General features: G+C 73.3%; 2 protein-coding genes and 2 pseudogenes. 2 read left to right on the forward strand and 2 right to left on the reverse strand.

Annotated elements, in window-relative coordinates; genetic code table 11:
* On the reverse strand, positions 1–1,610 hold a 1,610-nt coding region (locus tag GWI24_RS42700), incomplete at its 3' end, for an FAD-dependent monooxygenase (protein WP_210951400.1).
* Between the two features lie 67 nt (positions 1,611–1,677).
* Between GWI24_RS42700 and GWI24_RS42705 the strand changes: the two genes are divergently transcribed.
* Positions 1,678–2,334 (forward strand): TetR/AcrR family transcriptional regulator C-terminal domain-containing protein, encoded by a 657-nt coding sequence (locus GWI24_RS42705; RefSeq protein ID WP_210951401.1) that lies wholly within the window; start codon positions 1,678–1,680, stop codon positions 2,332–2,334.
* On the opposite strand, the pseudogene GWI24_RS45980 reads toward GWI24_RS42705, so the two are convergent.
* Positions 2,324–2,470 (reverse strand): annotated as a pseudogene (locus GWI24_RS45980) (transcriptional regulator); the annotation flags it as partial. The gene GWI24_RS42705 and the pseudogene GWI24_RS45980 sit on opposite strands and share 11 nt — an antisense overlap.
* Before the next feature lie 2 nt (positions 2,471–2,472).
* Between GWI24_RS45980 and GWI24_RS42710 the strand changes: the two are divergent.
* Positions 2,473–2,851: pseudogene (locus GWI24_RS42710) on the forward strand (aldo/keto reductase); the annotation flags it as partial.
* Positions 2,852–3,081: the final 230 nt, after the last annotated feature.

A 3,081-nucleotide genomic window follows, 5' to 3' on the forward strand; every position in this document is an offset into this window, starting at 1 on the left:
TCCGCCGCCCAGCAGACGTAGCCGTCCGGGCGGATGAGGAAGAGGGCCGGGGCGGGGCCGTAGGCGGTGGTGAGGTGGTCGTCCGGGTCGAGGAGGTCGGGGGACGGGCCGCCTGCCCGGATGGTGCGTAGGCATCCCGCCGTCCCCAGCGCCGGGGCGAGGCCCCCGAAGTCGGCGTCCGGCGCGGGCGGTGCCGCGTCGCCGAGGATCAGCAGGGTGAAGTGCGGGCCGCGCAGGACGTCGAAGAGCCGGACGGGTGTTCCATCGGGCAGGGCGCACGGCGCGTCCGGGGCGCGGTCACCGGCTCCGAGTGGGCCCGGGTGGTCTCGGTCGGCCCGGTCGTTTCGGTGGCCGTGGTCGGTCCGGTGTGCCCGCTCGTCGCTCCGGCCGTCTCGGCCGTTCCGCTCATCCACCGCCAGCGGGCCGTCCCGGTAGGACAGGCCCAGCTGGTGGACCTCGCTCGTGCGGCGCCGTCCCTCGGCGTCGCCCGAGCGGTGGGCGCGGTGGATGCGGGTGCTGATGCCGAGGACTCCCGCCGCGATCGGCAGGCGTTCGGCCTCGTAGCTGTCGAGCAGGGCCGGGTCCGCGCCGTGCCGCAGCACCTGCCCGAGCTTCCAGCCGAGGTTGTACGCGTCCTGGACGCTGGTGTTGAGGCCCTGGCCGCCCGCCGGGGAGTGGATGTGGGCGGCGTCGCCGATCAGGAAGATCCGGCCCGCGCGGAAGCGGTCGGCCATCGCCGCGCGTGGGGTGAACGTCGAGGCCCACCGCACCTCGCGGACGTCGGAGGCGGCGAGGTGGGTGCGGTCGGCGATCAGCCGGCGGACGGCCTCGGGGGAGGTGTCGGGGACCGCGTCCGGGGCGTCGTACTGCGCGGCGACCTGGAACTGGTCGGTCCCGGGGAGCGGGCACAGCGCGATGGCGCCGCCCTTCGCGTGCTGCCATACGTGCCAGTGGTCGCGGCCCAGGCCGCGCTCCGCGCCGTCGATCACCGCGTCCGCGATCAGGGTCGGCGCCGGGTCGACCGTCTCGCCCGTCATGCCGATGCCGAGCCGCTTCCGGACGGTGCTGCGGCCGCCGTCGGCCGCCACGAGGTAGGCGGCGCGCGCGGTCCCGGCCGAGCCGTCTCCGTACGCGAGATGCGCGGTGACACCGTCCGCGTCCTGCTCCAGGCCGGTGAGCGCGGTGCCGAACTCGACGCCGCCGCCCAGCTCCTGGAGGCGCGCGTAAAGGATCTCCACCGTCCGCCACTGCGGCAGCATCCAAATCTCGTGGTACGGCCGGTCCGGCGCCGGATCGGTCCGCTCGATCATCTGGAACGCCCCGAGCGACTGCCCGTCCCGCCATCCCAGCATCGGCGGGTACGGACCGCCCGCCTCCCGTACGGCGTCGCTGACGCCGAGGTCGTCGAAGACCTCCTGGGTCCGGGGCTGGAGCCCCTTGCCGCGCGAGCCCGGGAACAGCGCCTCGCCGCGCTCGACGACCCGGGCCCGCACCCCGCGCCGGGCCAGGTCGATGGCGAGGGTGAGGCCGGACGGACCGGCTCCGACGATCAGTACGTTCAGCATGGCCCCGGGGGCGCCCGAGGTCTCCTTAACGTTGTTAAGTTCCATGTCCGGGAGCGTGCACTTAACGGTGTTAAATTGTCAAGGGATCCCTCTGAGCGGGGAGAATGACCGGATGGCGACGACGCGACTCGACCAGACCCTCGTGGTGGACACCGCCCTGCGGCTGCTGAACGACGTGGGTCTCGAAGGGCTGACCCTGCGCCGCATCGCCAAGGAGCTGAACGTCCAGGCCCCCGCCCTGTACTGGCACTTCAAGAACAAGCAGGCGCTGCTCGACGCGATGAGCACCGCCATGTACCGGCGCATGTCCGAGGCGTACGGCGACCTCGGCGACGGCACCTGGCAGGAGCGGCTCGTCCACGTCCACCGCGCCCTGCGCCAAGCGCTGCTCGGCTACCGCGACGGCGCGAAGGTCTTCAGCGGCAGCCGGTTCACCGGCACCGACCACGCCGGGCCGCAGGAGGACCACCTGCGCGCCTTCGTCACGGCGGGCTTCACCCCGAGCGCCGCCGCCCGCGCCTCGTTCATCGCGTACAGCTTCACGCTCGGCTTCGTGATCGAGGAGCAGTCCGTCGAGCCCCGGCCGGGGGAGCGGACCCCCGGCTACGACGTCACGGAGCGCGAGGAGCGCATGGCCGCCGAGGGCTATCCGCTGGCGGCGGCGGTGAGTTCGGACCTGTTCCAGGACTACGAGGCGCGCTTCGAGGAGGGGCTGCGCGCCATCGTGGCGGGCATCGAGGCGACCCTGGCCCCCGCGCCCTCGCGTTAGGGCCCGCCTCCCCGGCGGGGAATGCCTCGATGCCGAGCACCCGCAGCAGGGCCAGCCGCTCGCGGGTCTCGGCGTCCGCCGGGGTCAGCACCGGCAGTCGCTGGCCCAGGTCGGGGGTGACGAGGGTCTCGCAGTCCGTACGGCGTCCTCAGCCGTGGTCTCATCTCTGGGCGCTGATCCCCCGGCCCCCGGCGACAGCCGCGCCTTCAGCCCGCGGTTCGCGAGCGGGAACGTGGAACACAACCTCGCCCTGGTGGAGGCCCTGCGCCGGGTGGCCGAGACGAAGGGGTGCACCGTCGCCCAGCTCGCCATCGCCTGGGTGGCCGCGCGGGGCGAGGAGATCGTGCCGCTGATCGGCGCGCGTAGCCGTGAACGGCTCGCCGAGGCGCTGCCCGCGATCGAGCTGGAGCTCGCCGCGGACGACTTTGCCGAGATCGAGAAGGCGGTGCCGCTGGGCGCGGCGCGCGGCGACCGATACCCGGCCGCGTTCATGTCCGGGCTCGGCGTGGGGAACTGAGCCCGGCGCTTCCGGCACTTCCGGCGGGGCCCGGACCCAGCACCCACAACAAGCGCCGTCGCAGTGTGAGGGCGCGTCACAAGCGCGCTAGGGGGATCCCTAATTGTGACGTCCGGACTCATGGCAGGTCTGGACCAGTCGTGGCACCCTACCGGCGACAAAGCGTCAGACAACGTTGTCCGGCGCTCTCGGGCACCTCCAACGGACTTGGAGCCGACCGCATGAGACGT

Source organism: Streptomyces sp. MK37H (genome assembly GCF_018035285.1).
Taxonomy (GTDB): domain Bacteria; phylum Actinomycetota; class Actinomycetes; order Streptomycetales; family Streptomycetaceae; genus Streptomyces; species Streptomyces endocoffeicus.

What these genes read in the sequence shown, in the direction of transcription:
- GWI24_RS42705 (WP_210951401.1), top strand. Translation starts at nt 1,678, where the DNA reads ATGGCGACGACGCGACTCGACCAGACCCTCGTGGTGGACACCGCCCTG.